22 protein-coding genes and 2 tRNA genes are annotated in these 21361 nt (G+C 47.3%); 11 read left to right on the top strand and 13 right to left on the bottom strand.

The annotated features are described in order from the left end of the window. Position 1 precedes the first annotated feature (1 nt). Entirely contained in the window at positions 2–562 is a 561-nt protein-coding gene (gene efp / locus DN92_RS07935; RefSeq protein WP_173960723.1) for an elongation factor P, read from the bottom strand. 87 nt (positions 563–649) lie between these two features. After that, positions 650–1729: an elongation factor P maturation arginine rhamnosyltransferase EarP gene (earP, locus tag DN92_RS07930; protein WP_173960722.1), complete on the bottom strand. Its 1080-nt coding sequence runs from the start codon at positions 1727–1729 to the stop codon at positions 650–652. Here earP and uvrC point away from each other — a divergent pair. The 5 genes from uvrC to DN92_RS07905 all read left to right on the top strand — a co-directional run bounded on the left by uvrC (position 1728) and on the right by DN92_RS07905 (position 5131). After that, on the top strand, positions 1728–3656 hold the full coding sequence (gene uvrC / locus DN92_RS07925; protein ID WP_173960721.1) for an excinuclease ABC subunit UvrC: 1929 nt from the start codon (positions 1728–1730) through the stop codon (positions 3654–3656). The two genes, earP and uvrC, sit on opposite strands and share 2 nt — an antisense overlap. 36 nt (positions 3657–3692) lie before the next feature. Further along, positions 3693–4268 (top strand): CDP-diacylglycerol--glycerol-3-phosphate 3-phosphatidyltransferase, encoded by a 576-nt coding sequence (gene pgsA / locus DN92_RS07920; RefSeq protein ID WP_173960720.1) that lies wholly within the window; start codon positions 3693–3695, stop codon positions 4266–4268. A gap of 117 nt (positions 4269–4385) precedes the next feature. Beyond that, positions 4386–4461 (top strand) — tRNA-Gly (locus DN92_RS07915). Positions 4462–4511: 50 nt separating this feature from the next. Next, positions 4512–4585, top strand: a tRNA-Cys gene (locus DN92_RS07910). Between the two features lie 84 nt (positions 4586–4669). Continuing rightward, the gene (locus DN92_RS07905) at positions 4670–5131 is read left to right on the top strand and encodes a hypothetical protein (protein ID WP_173960719.1); all 462 of its coding nucleotides are present in this window, start codon (positions 4670–4672) and stop codon (positions 5129–5131) included. Between the two features lie 76 nt (positions 5132–5207). Here the strand turns inward: DN92_RS07905 and lexA are convergent, their stop codons facing one another. Next, a complete protein-coding gene (gene lexA, locus DN92_RS07900) occupies positions 5208–5927 on the bottom strand; it encodes a transcriptional repressor LexA (RefSeq protein WP_173960718.1) in 720 nt (239 codons plus the stop codon). A 61-nt stretch (positions 5928–5988) separates the two neighbouring features. On the opposite strand from lexA, the gene DN92_RS07895 reads away from it, so the two are divergent. The 6 genes from DN92_RS07895 (at position 5989) to dnaB (ending at position 11213) form a co-directional block, all read left to right on the top strand. Further along, positions 5989–7065 carry an asparaginase domain-containing protein gene (locus DN92_RS07895; RefSeq protein ID WP_173960717.1) on the top strand — a complete coding sequence of 359 codons (1077 nt, stop codon included), beginning with the start codon at positions 5989–5991 and terminating at the stop codon, positions 7063–7065. A 133-nt stretch (positions 7066–7198) separates the two neighbouring features. Continuing rightward, a complete protein-coding gene (gene rpsF, locus DN92_RS07890) occupies positions 7199–7573 on the top strand; it encodes a 30S ribosomal protein S6 (protein ID WP_173960716.1) in 375 nt (124 codons plus the stop codon). Between the two features lie 59 nt (positions 7574–7632). After that, positions 7633–7926: a primosomal replication protein N gene (gene priB, locus DN92_RS07885; RefSeq protein WP_173960715.1), complete on the top strand. Its 294-nt coding sequence runs from the start codon at positions 7633–7635 to the stop codon at positions 7924–7926. A gap of 13 nt (positions 7927–7939) precedes the next feature. Then, complete coding sequence (gene rpsR, locus DN92_RS07880) at positions 7940–8212, top strand: 30S ribosomal protein S18 (protein WP_011902267.1); 273 nt, start codon at positions 7940–7942, stop codon at positions 8210–8212. 13 nt (positions 8213–8225) lie between these two features. Next, the gene (gene rplI, locus DN92_RS07875; protein ID WP_173960714.1) at positions 8226–8678 is read left to right on the top strand and encodes a 50S ribosomal protein L9; all 453 of its coding nucleotides are present in this window, start codon (positions 8226–8228) and stop codon (positions 8676–8678) included. 39 nt (positions 8679–8717) lie between these two features. Next, positions 8718–11213 carry a replicative DNA helicase gene (gene dnaB / locus DN92_RS07870; RefSeq protein WP_173960713.1) on the top strand — a complete coding sequence of 832 codons (2496 nt, stop codon included), beginning with the start codon at positions 8718–8720 and terminating at the stop codon, positions 11211–11213. Positions 11214–11226: 13 nt separating this feature from the next. On the opposite strand, the gene DN92_RS07865 is transcribed toward dnaB, so the two are convergent. From DN92_RS07865 to DN92_RS07820, 10 genes are all read right to left on the bottom strand, one after another. Then, positions 11227–11781 carry a C40 family peptidase gene (locus DN92_RS07865; protein ID WP_367651927.1) on the bottom strand — a complete coding sequence of 185 codons (555 nt, stop codon included), beginning with the start codon at positions 11779–11781 and terminating at the stop codon, positions 11227–11229. Further along, on the bottom strand, positions 11738–13411 hold the full coding sequence (locus DN92_RS07860) for a PhoH family protein (protein ID WP_173960712.1): 1674 nt from the start codon (positions 13409–13411) through the stop codon (positions 11738–11740). The genes DN92_RS07865 and DN92_RS07860 overlap by 44 nt, the downstream gene beginning before the upstream one ends. Before the next feature lie 235 nt (positions 13412–13646). Then, positions 13647–14114: a peroxiredoxin gene (locus DN92_RS07855; RefSeq protein WP_173960711.1), complete on the bottom strand. Its 468-nt coding sequence runs from the start codon at positions 14112–14114 to the stop codon at positions 13647–13649. Positions 14115–14180: 66 nt separating this feature from the next. Further along, positions 14181–15098 (bottom strand): polysaccharide deacetylase family protein, encoded by a 918-nt coding sequence (locus DN92_RS07850; RefSeq protein ID WP_173960710.1) that lies wholly within the window; start codon positions 15096–15098, stop codon positions 14181–14183. A 22-nt stretch (positions 15099–15120) separates the two neighbouring features. Further along, positions 15121–16167 (bottom strand): bifunctional UDP-4-keto-pentose/UDP-xylose synthase, encoded by a 1047-nt coding sequence (locus tag DN92_RS07845; protein ID WP_173960709.1) that lies wholly within the window; start codon positions 16165–16167, stop codon positions 15121–15123. A 23-nt stretch (positions 16168–16190) separates the two neighbouring features. After that, the gene (locus DN92_RS07840) at positions 16191–17063 is read right to left on the bottom strand and encodes a formyltransferase (RefSeq protein WP_173960708.1); all 873 of its coding nucleotides are present in this window, start codon (positions 17061–17063) and stop codon (positions 16191–16193) included. Further along, positions 17064–18035: a glycosyltransferase gene (locus tag DN92_RS07835; RefSeq protein ID WP_173960707.1), complete on the bottom strand. Its 972-nt coding sequence runs from the start codon at positions 18033–18035 to the stop codon at positions 17064–17066. It abuts the gene before it with no gap. 31 nt (positions 18036–18066) lie between these two features. Continuing rightward, positions 18067–19239, bottom strand: coding sequence for a DegT/DnrJ/EryC1/StrS family aminotransferase (locus DN92_RS07830; protein WP_173960706.1), 1173 nt, complete (start codon positions 19237–19239; stop codon positions 18067–18069). Between the two features lie 16 nt (positions 19240–19255). After that, the gene (locus DN92_RS07825; protein ID WP_173960705.1) at positions 19256–20950 is read right to left on the bottom strand and encodes a glycosyltransferase family 39 protein; all 1695 of its coding nucleotides are present in this window, start codon (positions 20948–20950) and stop codon (positions 19256–19258) included. After that, a complete protein-coding gene (locus DN92_RS07820) occupies positions 20950–21327 on the bottom strand; it encodes an Mth938-like domain-containing protein (protein WP_173960704.1) in 378 nt (125 codons plus the stop codon). Before DN92_RS07820 ends, DN92_RS07825 begins: the two co-directional genes overlap by 1 nt. Positions 21328–21361 lie beyond the last annotated feature (34 nt).

The raw sequence follows: 21361 nt of genomic DNA, 5'->3' as shown, positions 1-21361 counted from the left end.
ATTAGTTAGCGCGGCTGCGATATTCACCGGTGCGAGTATCGATCTCGATCTTGTCTCCAGTGTTGCAGAACAAAGGCACTTGCAATTCATAGCCAGTGGCTAATTTCGCAGTCTTTAATACTTTGCCTGAGCTGGTATCGCCTTTAACTGCTGGCTCTGTGTAAATGATTTCACGAACCAGGGAGTTTGGCATTGCAACAGACAGTGCCTTACCTTCGTAGAACACAACCTCACATGGCATGCTTTCTTCGAGGTAATGTAGTGCATCACCCATGAACTCCGCTTCTACTTCATATTGGTTGTATTCCGTATCCATGAACACATACATTGGATCTGCAAAATAAGAATAGGTGCAATCTTTCTTATCTAGGATTACCACATCAAACTTGTCATCGGCTTTGAATACGCCTTCATTGGGAGCGCCACTTAACAAGTTCTTAAATTTCATTTTGACAACAGAAGAGTTACGGCCAGAGCGGCTGTATTCTGCTTTTAAAACGACCATGGCATCAGTGCCGATCATGACTACGTTACCAACGCGGAGTTCTTGTGCTGTTTTCATCTTGCTATTCCTGGGTGCAGAGCTGATTTTCTGCGGGTTTTATCAAAAGGAAGATTGTACCCGCCCAAAGCTTAATGAGACCGAAGATTAGGCTACAAAGGCCACTAGACGGGCAGCTAGACCGCCGTCAGCCTGTTTTTTCTGTAAATCTGCATGCCAAGCCTTGGAATGGTCTCTCCAGCCTGCAATGGATTGATACCATTCTGCTGGCATTGCCCATGTCATGGCAGCAATGACGGCATGCTTCAGCTCTTGTGGTGCCTCTCCAAGATAAAGATCTAAGAATGCCGCTAGCTTGACTTCATGAGCACGATCTTCTTGGGGATAAATATGCCAAATAAAGGGTTTACCTGCCAATTGTGCTCGGACAAAAGAGTCCTCCCCGCGAACAATATTGAAATCGCATTGCGAGAGAACCCAATCATATTCATCTTGAGAAACAAAGGGAATGGAGATGAGTTGAATAGATTTCGGTAGCGTAATTTCTTGCTTAGGGCGACTAGAGCTGAACTGAAGCTGTTGAAGCTGACCGTGTGCTAGAACAATGTCGAAGTCCTCACCTAATCTTCCGAGATCCTCTAGCCACTTTAAAAGGGGAGCGCCTGGATAACAAAAGACGCTGATGCGTTTCGAATTAGGGCGTAATAGCTTCCAATGGGTTTCTAAGCTTTCTGGAACAGTAGCGCTACAAGCCAAGGAGTCTGCGGGTGCGGGGTCAATGAGGAGGCCTCCTGCATTCTCCTGAAACCCTGGGAAGAAGAAATACTTCGGTATGCCATGAGCTTGCGGTGATGGCTTCCCATGAAAATCTGCAATCCAAGGTTCGGCGCTCAAGTACTCTAGATTGATGATGATGGGTTTTTTGGGGGCAATCAGTAGGCCTGCAAGGTAGCGATTAGGCAGATCACACCCAAAAGCTTCAATGACAACATCGGGCGTTTCTACTGGGTGACGGCTGTTGTTATGGCTAGCTTCCCAGGGCTGGATATTGATTCTGCGTTTGATTTCCGGATCAACTCCAGAAGCGAGTAAATTGAGGGTTGGCAGGTCATCGCAGAAAATGCGCACCTCTTGGCCGTGAAGACTTGTTAAGCTTCTCGCTAGACGCCAGCAAACACCAGCATCACCATAGTTATCTACGATTTGACAGAAAATATCCCAACGCATGAGTAATTCGCTTTATGAAACCCTTCAGCAGGATGTTAAACGGCTACCCGGATTACCGGGGGTATATCGCTTCTTTGATGAGGCGGGACATATCTTATATGTCGGTAAAGCGCGCAATCTCAAAAAGCGGGTATCTAGTTACTTTCAGCGCACGCAACTTTCGCCGCGGATAGAGCTGATGGTGGGAAAGATTGCTCGCTATGAAACAACAGTAACACGCTCAGAAACCGAGGCCTTAATTCTAGAGAATAACTTGATTAAGGAGTTAGCCCCTCCATTCAATATTCTCTTTCGAGATGATAAGTCTTATCCCTATGTGATGTTGACAGGCCACCAGTTTCCGCGCTTGGCCTCTTATAGAGGAAAAACGGATAAGCGTAATAACTACTTTGGGCCATTCCCTAATTCATGGGCAGTACGTAACAGCGTACAAATTTTGCAGAAAGTGTTTCGCTTGAGAACTTGCGAGGACTCGGTCTTTAAGAATCGTAGTCGACCCTGTTTGCTGCACCAAATTCATCGTTGTAGCGCGCCCTGCGTAGGGCGGCTCAGTGTGGATCAATATGGGCAAGATGTAGCCCAAGCTAAACGCTTTTTAGAGGGCGATCATAGTCGCGTGCTATCTGAGTTGGAAAAGAAAATGCACGCCTACAGCGATGCTATGGAATTTGAAATGGCCGCTGTCTTAAGGGATCGAATTGCTGATCTCTCGAGTGTTTTGCAACAACAATCGATGGATACCGTCGCTGATGGTGAGGGCGATGTCGATGTGATTGCTGTAGCGCAAATGGAGGGCGTGATCTGCGTGAACTTGGCAATGATCCGTGGTGGTCGTCATTTGGGTGATCGCGCCTATTTTCCTAAGGGTTTGCGCTCTAGCTCGGGAGAACTTCCGCCACCTGCAGAAATTCTCGAGGCATTTATTGCGCAGCACTATCTTGAAGAGAAAATTGGGGATGGTGAAGCAACAACCAATTTAATTCCACCAGTTCTCATTCTCAATCATCCTTTAAAAAAGCTGGGCGATGATGTGACGGCGCTAGAGGAGTCTGCTGAAGAAGCCCCTCCGGAAGGTTTACATGATTTACTCAATGCCCAAGCAGGTAAGCGTATTACCTTTCTTCATCAGCCTCAAGGGCAGAGACGGCATTGGTTGGCAATGGCTGAAGGCAATGCCAAGATTGCAATTGCTAAGCGCTTAGTCGAGACTGGTGGTCAGTTAGCAAGAGCTCGAGCATTGGCAGATATCTTGGCTTTGGAGTTAGAAAGTCTTGAGCAGTTGCGCATTGAGTGTTTTGATATTAGCCACACCTCTGGCGAGGCAACGCAAGCATCTTGTGTGGTGTATTCAAAAAATGCCATGCAGCCTAGTGAATATCGCCGCTTTAATATTAATGACATTACTCCAGGCGATGACTACGCAGCGATGCGCCAAGTTTTGCAACGGCGTTACGCAAACTTTCAAGAGCTTCCTGTTGAGAAGATGCCACAACTCATCTTGATTGATGGTGGCAAAGGTCAGGTTGAGATGGCAAGGCAAGTACTCTGTGAATTCGGCATGGATATTAGTCTCATCGTGGGCGTTGCAAAGGGAGAGGGGCGTAAGGTGGGTTTAGAGACCTTAATTTTTGCAGACGGTCGTCAGTCTCTTGAACTCGGTATTGATAGTGCCGCTTTGTTATTGGTGGCCCAGATCCGCGATGAAGCGCATCGGTTTGCCATTACGGGTATGCGGGCTAAGCGGGCAAAAGCCAGGACGGTTTCTCAGCTGGAGGAGATTGAGGGGATTGGGGCAAAGCGCCGTCAAAAACTACTGGCCCGATTTGGTGGCTTGCGTGGCGTTGCCAATGCCACTATTGAGGAGCTCTCTGGTGTGGAGGGGATCTCCACCGCATTAGCTGAACAAATTTATCGACAGCTTCATTGATTTCCCAGGGCGCTGACATTGGTTTATCCTTAAGCTATGCCTTTTAATTTACCTATTGCCCTGACTTGGTTGCGTGTAGCAGCCATCCCATTAGTGGTCGCAGTATTTTATTTACCCACTGACTGGTTAAGTCCTTTTGATAAGAACCTCACAGCAACTGTTATTTTTGTTTTGGCTGCCGTAACTGATTGGTTGGATGGCTTTCTCGCTCGTCGCATGAAACAGGAGTCTGCATTTGGTCAATTCCTAGACCCCGTTGCTGACAAACTCATTGTTGCTGCTGCATTGCTAGTCTTGCTCAACATGGATCGCGTCCAAGTCTGGGTTGCCCTAATCATTATTGGTCGTGAAATCACCATCTCAGCATTAAGAGAGTGGATGGCACTTCTGGGCGCCGGTAAAAGTGTTGCGGTTCACATGGTCGGGAAGTTAAAAACGACTGCTCAACTGATTGCGATCCCATTTTTGCTATTAAACGACACCTTGTTTGGCTGGCTCAATTGCGCACAAGTTGGCACATGGTTGATCTGGATTGCATCCTTTTTAACGCTGTGGTCGATGTTTTATTACATGAAGAAGGCCTTGCCCCAGTTAGTGGATCAAGCTAAATAAAGACAGTGCAGCCAGACAATACATGGGCTTGAGCGATCTAGGGCCTATCCCTGTTTCAAGGTTCTACAGCAAAAAATGCCTTCTTTTAAATTGTTTGCTAAACTACTGCCCTGTTATGCGGGAATAGCTCAGCTGGTAGAGCGATACCTTGCCAAGGTATAGGTCGGGAGTTCGAACCTCCTTTCCCGCTCCAAGTTCGATGGGAAGCCCTTAAAAAGCTTCCCATTTTTGATTTGGGTTTTTGGCGCGTTGGCCGAGTGGTTAGGCAGGAGCCTGCAAAGCTTCGTACGGGGGTTCGATTCCCTCACGCGCCTCCAGTAATCTAGAGTAAACCTTGCAGGGTTCATCTAAGATATTTTGAAGATTAAGTACGCAGCCAAATTCATTGCTAGGGTAACAACATGAACAAACTGAAGCGACTCAAAATCATCACATTGTCGGTAGTACTATGTGCGTTATTGGCGGCTTGTGCATCCTCCGGAGATGCACCAACAGGTACCCCAAGCGAAGTCCAAGAAATTCAGTCACAACTTTTAGGAGATATGCCTTTGCCGGCAGCATCCAGAATTATTGGCTCTGATTCACTCATTATTGGTCGTGGTGATAACTGGGTTGGTCGAGTAGTGCTCTCTGGTGTGCAAACCCCAACAGATATTTATGCATTCTTTCAGGCGGAATATCCAAAAGCTGGATGGACTACGGTGAGCGCTGTCAAATCAAAAACCAGTATTTTGGTTTTTACAAAAGGGGATCGGACATCCACTGTGGAATTAAATGAGGGTGCATTCACTGGTCCGAAAACGCTGATTACTATTACTGCGTCACCTAAGAATGCTAATGTGGTCGCGCCGACCAAGAAATAAAAGCACCAAAAATAGCTGCACCAAAAAAGATGAATGGCCTCACTGAGAGGCCTTTTGCTTTATTGGGCTGGGCGACTCAGAGCCCGCCAGCCCTGATGAGGCCGACTGCTTGACCTTCAATCGCGAAGTTCTGCTGACGAGCATCAACCATAATATTTTTGAAATCTGGGTTCTCGGCTTGCAATTCAATCACCATGCCGTTGGCTGTTTTCTTTTGGTTCCAACGTTTCACTGTGACCTCGTCATCTAAGCGGGCGACAACGATGTCACCATTGCGCACTTCGGAAGTTTTTCTGACTGCCAGATAGTCGCCATCGAGAATGCCTGCATCGCGCATACTCATGCCAACTACTTTCAACAAGTAATCAGCGCCCTTGCTAAACAAGCTCGGATCAATCGGCACTTGTTTTTCAATATGCTCAACGGCCATGATGGGGGAGCCTGCAGCAACACGGCCAATGAGAGGCAAAGTGAGTTGCTGAAGCGCACCGGACGGCAAAGACATCTGGCGATATTGATTGGGGTTACGCGTTTGATTAAATCGCTGCGGAATACGAATGCCACGAGAGGTTCCTGGGGTAAGTTCAATGTACCCTTTTTTCGCTAAAGCACGCAAGTGCTCCTCAGCAGCATTGGCAGAGGCAAAGCCGAGTTGCGTTGCAATTTCTGCGCGAGTAGGAGGAGAGCCACTTTCCTCAATGGCCTTTGTAATCAATTCCAAAATCTCACTTTGACGTGCGGTGAGCTTGGGGAGGGCAATCAGCTCCTCCAGAAAATCAACTGTATTTATGTCCATACTGGGATTGTATACAGCACTATTTGAATATTCAAGCTATTTGAAGGCGGATAATGCGAAGATGAGCTCAACCTCCAATATCCCTGCAAATACACCCCATATTTTGGTTTTAGGTATGGGTGGCACGATCGCGGGTCTTGCACTAAATCCCGAACAGACCCCTATGCAATACCAGGCTGGTCAAGTGGGAATTGAGGCATTACTTGGCCAGGTTCAATCGGCTATTCCCCAAGGCATTGCGCTAGTTTCACGTCAATTAGCCAACATTGATAGTCGCAATCTTGCTGAGGCTAATCTGACTGACCTTGGGATTGCGGTTAGGGAAGCGCTAATGGATGACTCGGTAAAAGGGCTTGTGATTACCCACGGTACCGATACGATCGAGGAGACGGGCATATTTCTCCAAGTAACTTGTGGAAAATTAGCCCAGACTCAGTCCAAAAGAGTTATTTTGACCGGGGCAATGCTGCCGAGTAATGCGCCTGGAGCAGATGGACCATCCAATTTGTTGGATGCCTTACGTTGGGCTTCAACCTCGATTGAGAACTGTCCCGGAGGAATTTTTGCGGTAATGGGCGGTAAAGTGTGTATGGCGATGGATCTAGCCAAACGTCATGCCAGAGCACTTAATGCGCCCATTCAGGATTCGCCAAATAGCCCCATTCGACTGGTTAAGCCCTCCTGGCTATCTGGCGTAAAAGCAGTGCAGGCTGCTTGGAATGAGGATTTGCCTATTCCACAAGCGGGGGAATGGCCTTGGATTGAAATCTTGACTAGTCATGCAGGTGCTCGCCCTGAAACGGTGGTTCAGTGGCTTAAGAGCGATGTTCAGGGCTTGATAGTCGCTGGATCAGGGCAGGGTGGCATTCATGATGCTTGGGTAAAACCTCTGGATCAGGCCATGGCACAAGGTATTGCCTTGGTGAGAACGACGAGAACGGGTGCGGGCGCTACTTTACAAAACATTCCCGAGGTGGATTCAATCGGATGCTGTGCTTCAGGGTCATTCACTGCCCCGCGAGCCAGAATCGCCCTTCAATTAGCTCTGAATGCGGCAAAGCAGGCAAATTTAGTTGGTAAACCCCTGACTTGGCAGGATTTTTTTGCTAGAATAGCGGACTTACCTGAAGTTTGGTGAGGACTTAAAAGCAGTAAATATGCGTAGCTCGTTTTACCTACAATTTGTTACTACCTTGTCACACTGGCGCTAACTTTAAAACCATCGGAAGTTAGCAAGACGCCCAGGTGACTTCATCCTTAAGGAGTGTTAAATGCGTCATTATGAAATCGTTTTTATCGTCCATCCGGACCAAAGCGAGCAAGTGCCTGCAATGATTGATCGCTACAAAGCGACATTAGCAGCTGCTGGCGGCAAAGTTCATCGTATTGAAGATTGGGGCCGTCGTCAGATGGCTTACATGATCGATAAACTCGCTAAAGCCCACTACGTTTGCATGAATATTGAGTGCGACCAGAAAACTCTGGAAGAGCTTGAGCATGCGTTCAAATTTAACGATGCTGTTTTGCGTCACCTCATCATCAAGACTAAGAAAGCCGAAACTGAGCCTTCCATCATGATGAAAGAAGTGCAACGTGAAGAAGCTCGTAAAACTGCTCAAACCGAAGCTCCTGTAGTAGCGGCTTAAGTTAGAAATTTGAAGAGGAATACACAGACTAGAAAACGTATCAGAGTGACGGAGCGGCGTTGAATCATTTCACCCTTACTGCATTCTTGGTATCTAAAGACGCGATTCGATTTACACCAGCAGGAATACCCGTGATGCACTGCCAGCTAGAACATAGCGGCGAGGTAAGCGAGGTAGGAACAGCCAGGAAAATTCAGATGAATGTTGAAGCCATCGCAATCGGCCCAATACAAAAGGGCTTAGAGCAAATGGATTTAGGAGCCAAGGCAGTGTTTGAAGGATTCTTAGCACCCAAGACTCTACGTAATCAAAGACTGGTTTTCCATATCACCCATATTCAATTGAAAAATTAAAGAGGAAATCATCATGGCGTTTGGAAAGAAACCCGATTTCAAAAAGAAACCCGCTCAGAACCCATTGTTCAAGCGTAAGCGTTATTGCCGTTTCACTGTTGCTGGCGTAGAGCAGATCGACTACAAAGATGTAGATACATTGAAGGACTTCATTGGCGAAAACGCCAAGATTACTCCTGCACGTTTGACAGGCACAAAAGCAAAATATCAGCGTCAGTTAGATACTGCTATTAAGCGTGCCCGTTACTTGGCTTTGTTGCCATTCTCCGATCAACACAAGAAATAATTGGGAGCCCTCAATGCAAATCATTCTTTTAGAAAAAGTAATTAACCTGGGCAACCTCGGTGACATCGTTCGTGTTAAAGACGGTTACGCTCGCAATTTCCTAATCCCACAACGTAAAGCCCGTCGTGCTACCGAAACAGCTATCGCTGACTTTGCAGTGCGTCGTGCTGAGTTGGAAAAATTGGCTGCTGAGAAATTGGCTGCTGCTGAAGCAGTTGGTATCAAACTCAAAGATCTGGTTCTCGAAATCGGTCAAAAAGCAGGTGTTGACGGTCGTTTGTTTGGTTCTGTAACCAACCATGACATCGCTGATGCATTAAAAGCCAAGGGCTTTGTAATTGAAAAAGCTTCTGTACGTATGCCTACTGGCCCATTGAAGATGGTTGGTGATCACCCTGTAGCGGTAGCTGTTCATACCGATGTAGTGGCTGATATCACTATCCGTGTAATTGGCGAGCAAGCGTAAGCTTTATACCTTCGGTTTTTTTAATTAACCATAAGCCTCATGGCTGAATCCCGCTCACGCTCCCTGATGTCAAATCCTGGCATGATGGGTTCTGGGGATGCAGCCTTGCAGGCCTTAAAAGTACCGCCGCATTCTGTAGAAGCCGAGCAGTCTCTGCTCGGCGGTCTATTGATCGACAACACAGCCTGGGACCGCCTAGGCGGCACCTTAACTGACAAAGATTTCTATCGTCCTGAACATGCTCTGGTCTATAAGGTCATTCAGCGTTTAGTTGGCGACAATCATCCTGCTGACGTCATTACTGTTCACGAGGCTGTTAAGTCCGAGCAGGGTGGTGATTTAGTAGGTATTGATTACCTCAATTCTTTAGCGCAAAGCACGCCAAGTGCAGCGAATATCAAAGGCTATGCCGATATTGTTCGTGATCGCAGTATTCTGCGCCGCTTAATTGAAGTATCTGACAACATTGTGAACTCAGCATTTGTGCCCGAAGGCCGTTCAGTAAGAACGTTATTGGATGAAGCTGAGTCACGTATCTTGCAAATTGGTGAAGAGGGTAGCCGCAAAGCCGATTACCTAGAGATTGAGCCATTACTCAAAACCGTTGTGGCACGTATTGATGAGCTCTATAACCGCCAAGGCGGAAGTGACATCACGGGTATTGCGACTGGTTTTATTGATTTAGATAAGCAAACCAGCGGTCTGCAAAAAGGCGATTTGGTGATTGTGGCCGGAAGACCTTCCATGGGCAAGGCGCAGCCATTAGATGCAAAGGTCAAAACGGTTGATGGCTGGAAGTTAATGGGCGATCTTCGCTTTGGTGATCGACTAGCCTCTGTGGATGGTCAACATTCCATGGTTACTGGCATTTACCCGCAAGGCACCAAGCAGATATACAAAGTGATTTTCTCTGATGGTCGTGAAGCGGAGTGCTGTGATGAGCACTTGTGGCGCGTGATGTATCGCGATTGGGATGCACCTAAAGTCATCAGCACAGTGCGTTTAATCGAGATGCTCTCCTGTGCCCGCTACAAAAATCGCTTGTGGATTGATCCTGTTTCTGGAGATTTCGGTCATTCAAATATATTGCCGATTAACCCTTGGGTGTTGGGTGCACTGTTGGGCGATGGCACATTAGCTTTGTCTCATAGCAGCGTGATGTTTTCTACCAAATCTCTAGAGCTTGTAGAGCGCATCAATGCACTTGCTGGCTATGAGATGGAGTTAGTTCATGCCAACGCATTCGATTGGAGGTTGGTTTCTAAGGCCAGAATTGCGGCCAATGGCCAGCGCCAGTCAGTTCCAATAAATAACTTTAGGTCTGCATTACAAGACTTGGGTGTTTTAGGTTGCAGAAGTTTTGATAAATACATTCCTACAACCTATCTTGAGGCAAATAAGACCTCTCGTCTTGCACTGTTTCAGGGTCTGATGGATACCGATGGCTGGATTGAGAAATGGGGCTCCATTCGCTTTTGCACAGCAAGCAAGCAATTATCAGAAGATGTTGCATCCCTAGCTAGATCATTGGGTGGGTTTTGTTCAATCGCACACAAACAGTCGAGCTACACCTATCGGGGTGAAAAGAAGCAGGGTCGCTTAGCTTATGTTCTGAATATGAGTTTTGGTCCTGGCTTTCAGGCGTTTACTTTGCCTGAAAAGAAAGCAAGACTCAGAGCAAGTTGGGATCGCCAACGCAGACTTTCATTTAAGAGTATTGAGCCATCTAGAGTTGCACAGGCTCAATGTATCTCAGTTAGCCATCCAGACAGAACCTACATAACAAATGATTACGTAGTGACGCACAACACAGCATTTGCCTTAAATATTGCAGAGAACGTAGCACTAGCCGAAGGATTGCCGGTGGTTGTGTTCTCGATGGAGATGTCTGGTGAACAATTAGCATCTCGTTTGTTGGGCTCAGTGGGGCGCGTTGATCAAAGTCGGATGCGTACCGGTAAGCTGCAGGATGATGAGTGGCCGCGTGTCACAGATGCGATTGCCCGTTTAAGCAATACCCAGATTTTGATTGATGAGACTGGTGCTCTCTCTAGTTTAGAGTTGCGTGCGCGTGCGCGTCGTATCGCTCGTAACTTTGGGGGCACACTAGGCCTTGTTGTAATTGATTATTTGCAATTGATGAGTGGTTCCGGTTCTGAGAATCGTGCAACGGAAATCTCTGAGATTTCACGATCGCTTAAGTCTCTCGCAAAAGAATTGCAGTGCCCCGTAGTGGCTCTGTCCCAGTTGAATCGTGGTCTTGAGCAAAGACCTAATAAGCGCCCAATCATGTCAGACTTGCGTGAGTCAGGCGCGATCGAGCAAGATGCCGACTTGATTATGTTTATCTATCGTGATGAGGTCTATCACCCAGATACAACCCAAGATAAAGGGATGGCAGAGATCATTATTGGCAAGCAGCGTAATGGACCGATCGGTACTGTGCGCTTAAGCTGGCAAGGCCCATATACCAAGTTTGATAACTTGGCGATGGGATCGGTTGGATACTCCTCTGGTGGATACGAGCCGTTTTAATCTCTAATTACTGCTAGGGACTTAATCTCCTAGCCTCAGTAAACCTCGCTGCCCAATAGGGCGCAGTAATGTAATCCAGTCGGACAGTCCCGCCAGCACTAGGGGCATGTACAAATCTGCCTTGTCCCACGTAGATCCCCGCATGGGAAAACTTTGCCCCGGTAGTATTGAAAAAGACTAGGTCTCCAGGGGCAGGTGAGCCGTTATCGACACCTTGACCTCGGTTGCTCATCTCTTGAATGGTGCGTGGAAGTTTAATATTGGCAGACTTATTAAAGACGTAGGCAATTAATCCACTGCAATCAAATCCGCCGTTAGGATTGTTCCCGCCGTAGCGATAGGGTACTCCGACCAAACCTAGCGCTGCAATCGAGATATCCTCAGTGCCAACGCTCGTGTCTTGTTTGAATTGGGCAACCTTAGCTACATGATTTTTTGAGCCAAAGTTAGCGCATCCTGAGAGCATGCTGAGGATGCAAATAAAAATGCCGCACCCCATCAGAGTGCGGCATGAGAGGGCTTTCTTAGAGAGCGTCAGCAGCATGATCCGCAAGACGTGAACGCTCACCGCGGGCAAGGGTCACATGTCCGCCATGACGCCAACCTTTGAAGCGATCTACTACATAAGTAAGACCTGAAGAGCCTTCGGTTAAGTAAGGCGTGTCGATCTGGGCAATGTTACCCAAACAAATAATCTTCGTTCCTGGGCCAGCACGAGTCACCAGAGTCTTCATCTGTTTGGGTGTCAAGTTTTGTGCTTCATCAATGATGACAAACTTACTTACGAATGTTCTACCGCGCATAAAGTTCATACTCTTGACTTTAATGCGCGAGCGAATCAATTCCTGGGTGGCAGCACGACCCCACTCACCAGCATTATCTTCATTGCGATGGAGTACTTCCAGATTGTCATCAAAGGCGCCCATCCATGGCTGCATCTTTTCTTCTTCGGTGCCCGGTAAGAAGCCGATATCTTCGCCAACAGGTACGGTAGCGCGAGTGATGATAATCTCGTTATATCTCTTGCTATCGAGTACTTGCTCTAAGCCAGCCGCCAAAGCCAGCAAAGTTTTTCCGGTGCCGGCTTGACCGAGCAAGGTAATGAAATCTACTTCGGGATTCATGAGCAGATTTAGCGCAAAGTTCTGCTCACGATTACGCGCAGTCACGCTCCACACATTATTTTTTTGATGAGAAAAATCTCTCAAAGTTTGGAGAAGCGCAGTCTTGCCGTTGATCTCTTTCACCTGAGCATAGAACGGTGTTGAACCATCCGGATTTTCCTGATAAACAAACTGATTTACCAGCATGCTGGGTACCGAAGGGCCCGTAACACGATAAAACATCGTGCCAGATTTGCCATCGGCCCAGCTTTCCATGGCTTTGCCATGTTTTGGCCAAAAATCTGTCGGCAAAGTCATGACGCCTGAGTACATCAAATCTCGATCTTCTAATACTTGATCATTGAAATAGTCTTCGGCAGGTAATCCTAGTGCACGAGCCTTAATGCGCATATTGATATCTTTGGATACCAACACTACTTCTTGTCCTTTGCGAGTCTTTTGCAGTTCACTGACAACAGCCAAAATCACGTTGTCACCTTTACCTTCAGGCAAACCCTCTGGCAAGGCCAGAGTAGTGAGCTTGGTTTGGAAAAAGAGTCGACCAGATACGTCTTGATTGCCTAATTTATTAAGTGGGATGCCATCGTCTAGGGTGCCGCTAGTGCCAGCTACCAGTTGATCTAAGGTGCGACTCACTGTACGAGCATTGCGAGCCACCTCAGTCATACCCTTCTTGTGGTTATCCAATTCTTCCAGCGTAGTCATTGGTAAAAACAGATCATGCTCCGAGAAACGGAACAAAGAGCTCGGATCATGCATTAACACGTTGGTGTCCAGGACGAATAGACTTGGAGGTCCAGTACGAACCATGCGTTTGGGTTTTTCTGGGACATTTACTAGCTTGGTATTACTACGTTCATTACGTGGCGTAGCTGGTCTACGGTCTCCTTTAATTTTCTCAAGCGCAAGCTCAGCATCGAACAGATCTTCTTCTGCATCGTCGGTCCAATGAGGCGCATCACTTTCCATCGCAACAGACTTGGCTGGAGCAGGACGCTTCTTTAAATTGGGAGTGTCCTTACCGCTAATTTTGACTTGGCCAGCAATTTGAGTTGGGATTGGGGGCAATGGCATGCAGACTCTCCTAAAAGAAAAAACCGTCAAACGGGGTGCGTTGACGGCCTATTGCGAAACTGGTTGATATGCGAACTAGAAAACCGAGGGGGTTGTTTGCCGGACCTGATCTGAAATACTCAGGCTGATAAATTAAACCGACTATTGGACTTTCTCGCCGCTTACGGTGCATATGACTTTACTTTACCCCAAATCAAATACTTTGCAAGCGCCATCCAGTAAATTTATTAAAAACTTAATGCGTTTCTTGGGCAGTTTGTAATACCTCTGTCACATGTCCCGGTATCTTCAGGCCGCGCCACTCTCTCACGAGATTGCCCGAGGAATCAAAGAGGAAGGTACTGCGCTCAACTCCACGTACCTGCTTGCCATACATATTCTTCGTCTTCATCACACCAAACAGTTGGCATAGCACTTCTTCAGTATCGGCAACCAGTTCAAATGGTAGCTCTAACTTACTTCTAAAATTGTCATGCGACTTTAGGCTATCTCTAGATACGCCAACGATCAGAGTGTTCGCCTTGGTAAAGGCATCAATATGGTCACGAAACTCGCCGGACTCCGCGGTACATCCTGGAGTCATATCTTTTGGATAAAAATAAATTACCAGCTTTTTACCTTTAGCTGATTCTGGAGTAAAAGTCAGTCCTGAGGTTGCTGGGACTGCGCACTGGGGCATTGGCTTACCAATTTCTACTGTCATGACGATCTCTCTTATTGAATTTTTCTCTGCATTACTTATTCTAAATGCTGGCTACAGCAGTTGTACTTACGCTAATTGCAAAATCAGCTCACCACTGCGGTTAGGGATTTCTCCCCAGGTAACTGGCTGTATGGCTATTTTATCCAGTTGCTTAGTGGCTTCCCAAGATTGGTGAAGTTCTCCCATGGTGACTAGGTCGTGTCCTTGATTCAGCCAGCCCGCCAGCAGTTGCTCAAAGGCGGGAAGTAGTTTCTGGCCTTCAAGCTCAGCATGCAGAGTAAATACCTGGTCATTGGGGTTGCTTTGGGTAATCTGGAGCAGTTTCTTCACTGCGCCAAATTCATCAGCGTCATCAATGCCAATCAACTCATCAAAAGTCGGCAAAGTGGTGGGGTACTGCACGTGTTTTGCTTTGCCAGAAGGCAGTGTAAAACGGTAAGGCATGAGATTAGGCTGAGCCCTGCCATCAGAGGAGTACTTGATACCCCATTGGTCAAGTTGCTCAAAAGCAGTCTCATTCATTTGCCAGCCAGCAGCGCCATAAGTTGCCGGTGGATGTCCAAAAATCTCAAGAAAGCGATCCCAGCTTTTTTGCATTTGCGCTTGAGTCCACAGGGCATCGCGATTGCGCACAGCATCTTGCCATGCCACATGGTCCCAGGTATGAATACCTGTCTCATGACCAGCCAAATCAATTGCACGCATTTCAGCAGCAGCTTGTTTTCCAATATCGGGGCCAGGCAGGAGAACACCATAGAGTAGTGTCTTTATGCCGTAATGCTCGACTACAGAGGTGCGGCTCACCTTCTTGAGGAAGCCGGGGCGAAACACCCGCTTGAGTGCCCAACCAGTATGGTCGGGACCTAAACTAAACAAGAATGTGGCCTTGAGACCGAATCGCTCGAGCGTGCGCGCTAAATTTGGTACACCCTCTTTGGTGCCGCGTAAGGTATCAACATCTACCTTGAGTGCAATTTTTGCCATGAACTTTTAAATTAACTTTCGCTTACTCTGTATCAACTAGGTGACGTGCTTTTTCTACATCTTGGCGGTAGGCTTCAAATATATTCTTTAGCGCATCACTCATATTAGTAGTTGGCTTCCAGCCTAATTCGCTCATCGTGTTATCGATCGCAGGAACACGGTTTTGCACATCTTGGTAGCCTTCGCCGTAGTAGGCGCCAGAAGTTGTCTCTACAATTTTCACTTCATTGGCTGTCTTCGCATACTCCGGAATGCTGCGGGCAATTTCTAGCATTTGATTGGCGAGTTCGCGAATAGAGTGATTGTTCTTTGGGTTACCAATGTTGTAGATCTTGCCATTAGCAATGCCGTCTTGGTTGGCAATGATGCGTACTAGCGCATCGATACCATCATCAACATATGTGAAGGCGCGTTTCTGTGCTCCACCATCAACTAAGTTAATTGGCTCGCCGCGAACGATATGACCCAAGAACTGAGTTACCACACGGGAGGAGCCTTCTTTTGGAGTGTAGATGCTATCTAAGCCAGGACCAATCCAGTTAAATGGACGGAAGAGAGTAAAGCGTAAGCCTTCCATGCCGTAACCCCAAATCACACGATCCATTAATTGCTTGGAGCAAGCGTAGATCCAGCGTGGTTTGTTGATCGGACCATAGACCATCGTAGATTCGGCGGGGTCGAACTCAGCATCTTCACACATCCCATAGACTTCAGATGTAGATGGAAATACCAAATGTTTTTTGTACTTAACAGCAGAGCGTACGATGGGTAAGTTTGCTTCGAAGTCGAGCTCAAATACTTTGAGTGGCTGCTGAACATAAGTCGCTGGAGTAGCAATAGCTACCAAGGGCAGAATGACGTCGCATTTACGAATATGGTATTCAACCCACTCTTTATTAATCGTAATATCACCTTCAAAGAAGTGCATGCGCGGATGGTTTACCAAATCACCTAAGCGATCATTTTGCATATCCATGCCATAGACATCCCAATCGGTTGTCTCTAGGATGCGCTTGGAAAGGTGATGACCAATAAAGCCATTTACGCCAAGAATGAGTACTTTTTTCATCTTTTTACTGCCTCGTTTTTAATCTAATGTGTCTTTGCTGTAAACCAGTTCAGTATCTCTACCGCTTGTTGGTCGCCGCCAATGCCGAATACCTGATTATCAACCACTTGGATGCCAGGGGTCTCAAGATCTAATTGAGCTGGAAAGGGCCCCTCCAGACTCGTGCGAGCCACAATCATCCGCTGACCTTGCCAGTCTGTAAAAGCCCCAGGATAGGGCGGTGCAACAGCCCTAACGAGGTCATGAACCTGCTGGGCCGTCTGTTGCCATAGAATTTCTCCATCCGAAGGCTTACGCCCGCCAAAATAGCTACCATCGGACAGTAAGTTAGGTTTTCTGGGTACGCGGCCCTGAACCAGCTCCGGTAGCACCTGATTAATTACATTTACTGCTGCCTGGCTCACTTTGACAAAGACATCCGTAGCGGTTTCATTGGGGCCAATTAAGACGGCTGACTGCCCTACGATATCGCCAGCATCCGGCTTGACTTCCATGACATGCAGAGTGGCGCCAGTTTCAGTTTCACCATGCAAGATTGCCCAATTGACTGGTGCGCGACCACGGTACTTTGGCAATAGAGAGCCATGCATATTTAGGGCGGCAATCTTGGCGCAAGCCAAAAGCTCTGCGGGAATCATATGGCGGTAATAAAAAGAGAATAGATAGTCAGGCGCTAGCTTCTGAATCTGTGGAACGAGCTCGATTAGTTGAGCCGCATTCGGCGTGACGTAAGGAATTTTCTGGTCCTCACAGAGCTTGGCAACACTGCCAAACCACACGTTTTCATTGGGATCATCTTGGTGCGTCACTACTAAGTCAATCTGAATACCCTCATGGAGTAATGCTCTGAGGCAGTTGACACCCACATCGTGATAAGCAAAGACGACTGCGTGCAATTATTTTTTCTCTAAAACAGTTTGCACAACATAGCGTGGACGCTCTCTAACCTGTTGATAGATTCGGCCGATGTATTCGCCAAGCAGGCCAAGGCCAAATAGCATGACGCCAATCAAAAAGAAGGTGAGGGCAAAGAGCGTGAAAACCCCCTCAACCTCAGCGCCTAGAACAAAGCGGCGAACTAGTAGGTATATAAACAAACTACCAGCCGCCATTGCCAATAACATACCTAGGATAGAGAAGATCTGCAGCGGCATCACAGAGAAGCCGGTCACTAAATCAAAGTTCAGGCGAATGAGTTGATACAGGCTGTACTTGGATTCACCAGCGAAACGCTCTTCATGTTTAACGGTAATCTCAGTGGGATTCGCAGCAAAGGTATAAGCCAATGCTGGAATGAAGGTGTTGCTTTCATCGCACTGACGCACGAGATCTACAATGCGACGGCTATAGCCACGCAACATACAGCCTTGATCTGTCATTGTGATGCGCGTAATTTTTTGGCGCAGATGATTCATGGCGCGTGAAGCGAATTTTCTGAAGATGCTATCGCGACGATCTGCGCGAATGGTGCCGACGTAGTCATGACCTTTAAGTAATTCATTCGTCAAGGCATCGATTTCTTCAGGGGGATTTTGTAAGTCGGCATCGAGCGTGATGATGTATTCACCATGGGAATATTCAAAACCGGCCATGATGGCCATATGCTGGCCAAAGTTACTATGAAACAAAACTGCCCGAGTCACGTCAGGGCGCAATTCCACTTGCTTAGCCAAGATGCCGGCGGAACGATCTTTGCTGCCATCGTTCACAAAGACCACTTCATAGGCAATGTTGCGCTTGCTAGCTAAGGTATCGAGTGCTGGATATAAGCGATCGAAGAGGGCTTGAAGACCATCTTCCTCGTTAAAAACGGGGATGACGATACTCAGTGTGGGATTGCTGTCTTGCTTAGCTATATTCGCAGTCATAGTGCAATTTTGCCTGATTCCGCTATCAAGACTAACTTTTGCGGTGTTTCTTCAGAATTCCTGTTAAAGCACTGGCTATACGGCCAATATCTTCATCTGCCATTCCCGGAAAGAGGGGGAGAGTCAGAATTGAGCGGCCGATGCGTTGTGCAATTGGGGTAGAGTCGGTTCTGTAGCCTAATTTTTGGTATAGCGTAAACCCAGTAATGGCAGGGTAGTGAACGCCGGTGCCAATGCCAAGATCTTTCAATTCTGTCATTACTTGCGCACGATCCACATTCAATTGCTCAAGCGGTAAAACGACCTGAAACATATGCCAGTTACTATCGGTAAAGTTTTCAAGCGGAAGTTCTAAATGTAAGTCGTCCAATCCAGCGGATTTCATCTCAGCGCGGATGACATCAAAATACTGTCTTGCTAAAGCAGTTCTGCGAGACTGAAATGCTGGCAGTTGTTTGAGCTGATGTAGGCCAATGACTGCGTTTACATCTGTCAAATTATCTTTACCACCCAAGATATCTACATCCATCCCATCCATCCCTTGGCGTGTGAGACCTTGTAAGCGAAACTTTTCAGCCAGCTTAGCCTCGTCGACATTGTTCAATACCAAGCAGCCACCTTCAACAGTGGACAAATTTTTGTTTGCCTGAAAACTGAAGCTCACGAGATCGCCAATGCTGCCAATCTTTTGACCTTTCCACTGTGATCCAAAGGCTTGTGCTGCATCTTCAATGACGCGCAATTGATATTGCTTTGCCAGGCTATAGAGTTGATCCATATCGACTGGCAGTCCAGCTAAATAGACAGGCATGATGGCTCGGGTTTTGGGGCTGATGGCAGCGGCTACTTTACTCAAGTCAATATTGCGAGTGTGAGGATCAATATCTACAAACACAGGTGTTGCGCCCACACTCAAAATGACGTTGGAGGTAGCAACCCAAGAGATCGGAGTGGTAATGACCTCATCACCTGGTCCTATACCGGCAACCTGCAACGCAATCTTCATGGTTGCAGTGCCATTCGCAAAGCAACGTACAGGGCGTCCACCAAAATACTCGCTTAAGGAAGCTTCAAACTCAGCAAGCTTAGGTCCTGAAGTGACCCAGCCAGAACGCAGGACCTCAGCTACGGCATCAATGGTTTCTTGATTGAAGTGTGGGCGCGTGAAGGGGATGAAGGGCGGCGTATTTTCAGTGGTCGACATAGTTCAGCTTAAGACCTTATTGTGATGAAGTACTTGTAGACTCGGGGTGCTTGACAATCACGCGCCTCGAATCGCGTCCCACCTCTTGCATGGGAACATTGAGTTTTTGTAGCTCGATATATTGCTCCGGAACCATCAAAGCATAAGCCGTTTGGTCTTCCTTCCAGCGCTCAATAAATGCATCTAAGGTAGGTAGCCATAGCTCAGGCTCTTGCTTGGCGCCAAACCCAAGCTCATCTAAAAACTCCACCATCGTCATAGTCCTTCCTAGATAGAAAGGTACTGTGTGATCCAAGATTCGTACGGAATAGAAGTTGACTTTGTCTGGAATACTCGACTTCACTTGCTTCACGAGATCGATACCAGATACTGCGCGTCCCAAAGTCTCATGACCCGTACCCGCAATAAGTGCGCAAAGAAAAAAGCCACTAGCAAAACTCGTAATACTTGATAAACCATGGCGCTTACTCTGCACGAATGCCAAAAGACTCCATAGGATCAATGCAATGAGTGCTGCAACCACCCAATAGGTATATTGCGCATAGGCTTCAATTTCATCTGGTCGCGCTTGTTTGCCAACCTCACCTAAGAAGAGAAAGCCAACTCCACCAAGAATGGCAAAGAAGAGCGTTTGTATTTGCCAAGGCAATGAGAGTGCATTGCTAAAGCCTAGATTACGATCCAAGCGATGTCCGACGATCATGGCTAGCGCTGGAAAGATAGGGATGATGTAGCCAGGTAATTTGGATTGAGAAACACTAAAGAATCCCAAGATGACTGCAAACCAACAGGTCAGCAGCCAGCCGCTGGAGAACTCGCGATTACGCTCTCGCCAAGCTTGTCCAATGGCTCCGGGGACTTGCGCGATCCAGGGCAAGAAACCTAAGAGCAGCAAGGGTAGGAAGTAGTAGATTGGGCCTGTTCTGCTGTGGGCTTTCTGAGTAAAGCGTTGCAAGTGTTCGTGAATAAAAAAGAACTCGAGGAACTCAGGATTGCGTTGCGATACCAGCACAAACCAAGGGGCAGTGATTGCCAGGAACAAAACAGTGCCGCTAATAATGTGTAGCCGCTTCCAAATTTTCCAGTCCCACGCGGTGATGGAATAAACCACAAACACCATGCCGGGAATGGCTACTCCGATGACACCTTTAGATAGTGTTGCTAGGGCCATAAAAGCCCAGCATGCCCACATCCAATTTCGGTTATGGGTCTTGTAGCGCGAGTTTTGCGCTAGCAACAAACTGCAGAGAGCGGCAACCAAGAATGCTGATAACCCCATGTCCAATGAGTTCACGTGACCACCAATGACCCACATTGGACTGGAGGCTAAAGCGATAGCAGCTAGCCAGCCCGCCCGGGCGCTATAGATACGCGCTGCAGTAAATCCAATAAAAATAATGGTTAGAAACCCAGTGAGCGCAGTCCACAAGCGCGCTTGCCAATCGCCAATGCCAAAAAAGTGGAAGGCACTAGCAGTAGCCCAAATTTGCAAAGGAGGCTTTTCAAAATATTTGTAGCCGTTATAGCGAGGGGTTATCCAATCTCCTGTTACTAGCATTTCGCGGGCAATCTCAGCGTAACGACCTTCATCAGATGGAATCAGGTGTCGGTAGTTAAGAGTGCCAAACCATAGCAATGCGTAAATCAGCACCAGAATCAAAATAGAGACTGGGTTTAGGGCGCTAGACTGCCGAATCTGACCAAATTGCATTAGGTGGCTTCCACGATGAGGGCGAGTAATACTTGACGGCCTTCGCCAACTAAAATGTTGTAAGTGCGACAGGCTGCTTGAGAATCCATCACTTCAAAGCCAATTTTGGCCTCAATCAGTGTTTTTAATAGTTCTGGCTTAGGGAAGCGCTGGCGCTTGCCGGTTCCAATAATGATTAATTCAGGCTTTAGGGTCACCATTTGACTGAAATCAGCTGCACTGAGTTCATCAAAAGATTGGACTGGCCACTCCAGGATTTCGCCGTCGGAGCTCAATAAAACAGCATGACTGTAGGGGATCTTATTGATCTCGATGTAACCATCACCGTAACCGGTGATCGTGTTGGCTCCGGAATGGGGGTCAGATTGAAGCTTCATATGGACTCTCTGTCATAATTGAGGTGATTATAGC

This window comes from Polynucleobacter arcticus (assembly GCF_013307205.1).
Classification (GTDB): domain Bacteria; phylum Pseudomonadota; class Gammaproteobacteria; order Burkholderiales; family Burkholderiaceae; genus Polynucleobacter; species Polynucleobacter arcticus.
Note: the sequence above shows the minus strand (reverse complement) of the source record. Positions and strands in the feature narration are given on the sequence as shown.

Excerpts from the sequence above, each read along its gene's own strand:
- DN92_RS07835 (WP_173960707.1), bottom strand. The coding sequence starts at position 18,035 with ATGACTGCGAATATAGCTAAGCAAGACAGCAATCCCACACTGAGTATC.
- rplI (WP_173960714.1), top strand. The coding sequence starts at position 8,226 with ATGCAAATCATTCTTTTAGAAAAAGTAATTAACCTGGGCAACCTCGGT.
- pgsA (WP_173960720.1), top strand. The coding sequence starts at position 3,693 with ATGCCTTTTAATTTACCTATTGCCCTGACTTGGTTGCGTGTAGCAGCC.
- DN92_RS07895 (WP_173960717.1), top strand. The coding sequence starts at position 5,989 with ATGAGCTCAACCTCCAATATCCCTGCAAATACACCCCATATTTTGGTT.
- uvrC (WP_173960721.1), top strand. The coding sequence starts at position 1,728 with ATGAGTAATTCGCTTTATGAAACCCTTCAGCAGGATGTTAAACGGCTA.
- DN92_RS07850 (WP_173960710.1), bottom strand. The coding sequence starts at position 15,098 with ATGGCAAAAATTGCACTCAAGGTAGATGTTGATACCTTACGCGGCACC.
- DN92_RS07855 (WP_173960711.1), bottom strand. The coding sequence starts at position 14,114 with ATGACAGTAGAAATTGGTAAGCCAATGCCCCAGTGCGCAGTCCCAGCA.
- lexA (WP_173960718.1), bottom strand. The coding sequence starts at position 5,927 with ATGGACATAAATACAGTTGATTTTCTGGAGGAGCTGATTGCCCTCCCC.
- DN92_RS07830 (WP_173960706.1), bottom strand. The coding sequence starts at position 19,239 with ATGTCGACCACTGAAAATACGCCGCCCTTCATCCCCTTCACGCGCCCA.
- DN92_RS07825 (WP_173960705.1), bottom strand. The coding sequence starts at position 20,950 with ATGCAATTTGGTCAGATTCGGCAGTCTAGCGCCCTAAACCCAGTCTCT.
- DN92_RS07860 (WP_173960712.1), bottom strand. The coding sequence starts at position 13,411 with ATGCCATTGCCCCCAATCCCAACTCAAATTGCTGGCCAAGTCAAAATT.
- DN92_RS07845 (WP_173960709.1), bottom strand. The coding sequence starts at position 16,167 with ATGAAAAAAGTACTCATTCTTGGCGTAAATGGCTTTATTGGTCATCAC.
- efp (WP_173960723.1), bottom strand. The coding sequence starts at position 562 with ATGAAAACAGCACAAGAACTCCGCGTTGGTAACGTAGTCATGATCGGC.
- earP (WP_173960722.1), bottom strand. The coding sequence starts at position 1,729 with ATGCGTTGGGATATTTTCTGTCAAATCGTAGATAACTATGGTGATGCT.
- rpsR (WP_011902267.1), top strand. The coding sequence starts at position 7,940 with ATGGCGTTTGGAAAGAAACCCGATTTCAAAAAGAAACCCGCTCAGAAC.
- DN92_RS07820 (WP_173960704.1), bottom strand. The coding sequence starts at position 21,327 with ATGAAGCTTCAATCTGACCCCCATTCCGGAGCCAACACGATCACCGGT.
- rpsF (WP_173960716.1), top strand. The coding sequence starts at position 7,199 with ATGCGTCATTATGAAATCGTTTTTATCGTCCATCCGGACCAAAGCGAG.
- dnaB (WP_173960713.1), top strand. The coding sequence starts at position 8,718 with ATGGCTGAATCCCGCTCACGCTCCCTGATGTCAAATCCTGGCATGATG.
- DN92_RS07905 (WP_173960719.1), top strand. The coding sequence starts at position 4,670 with ATGAACAAACTGAAGCGACTCAAAATCATCACATTGTCGGTAGTACTA.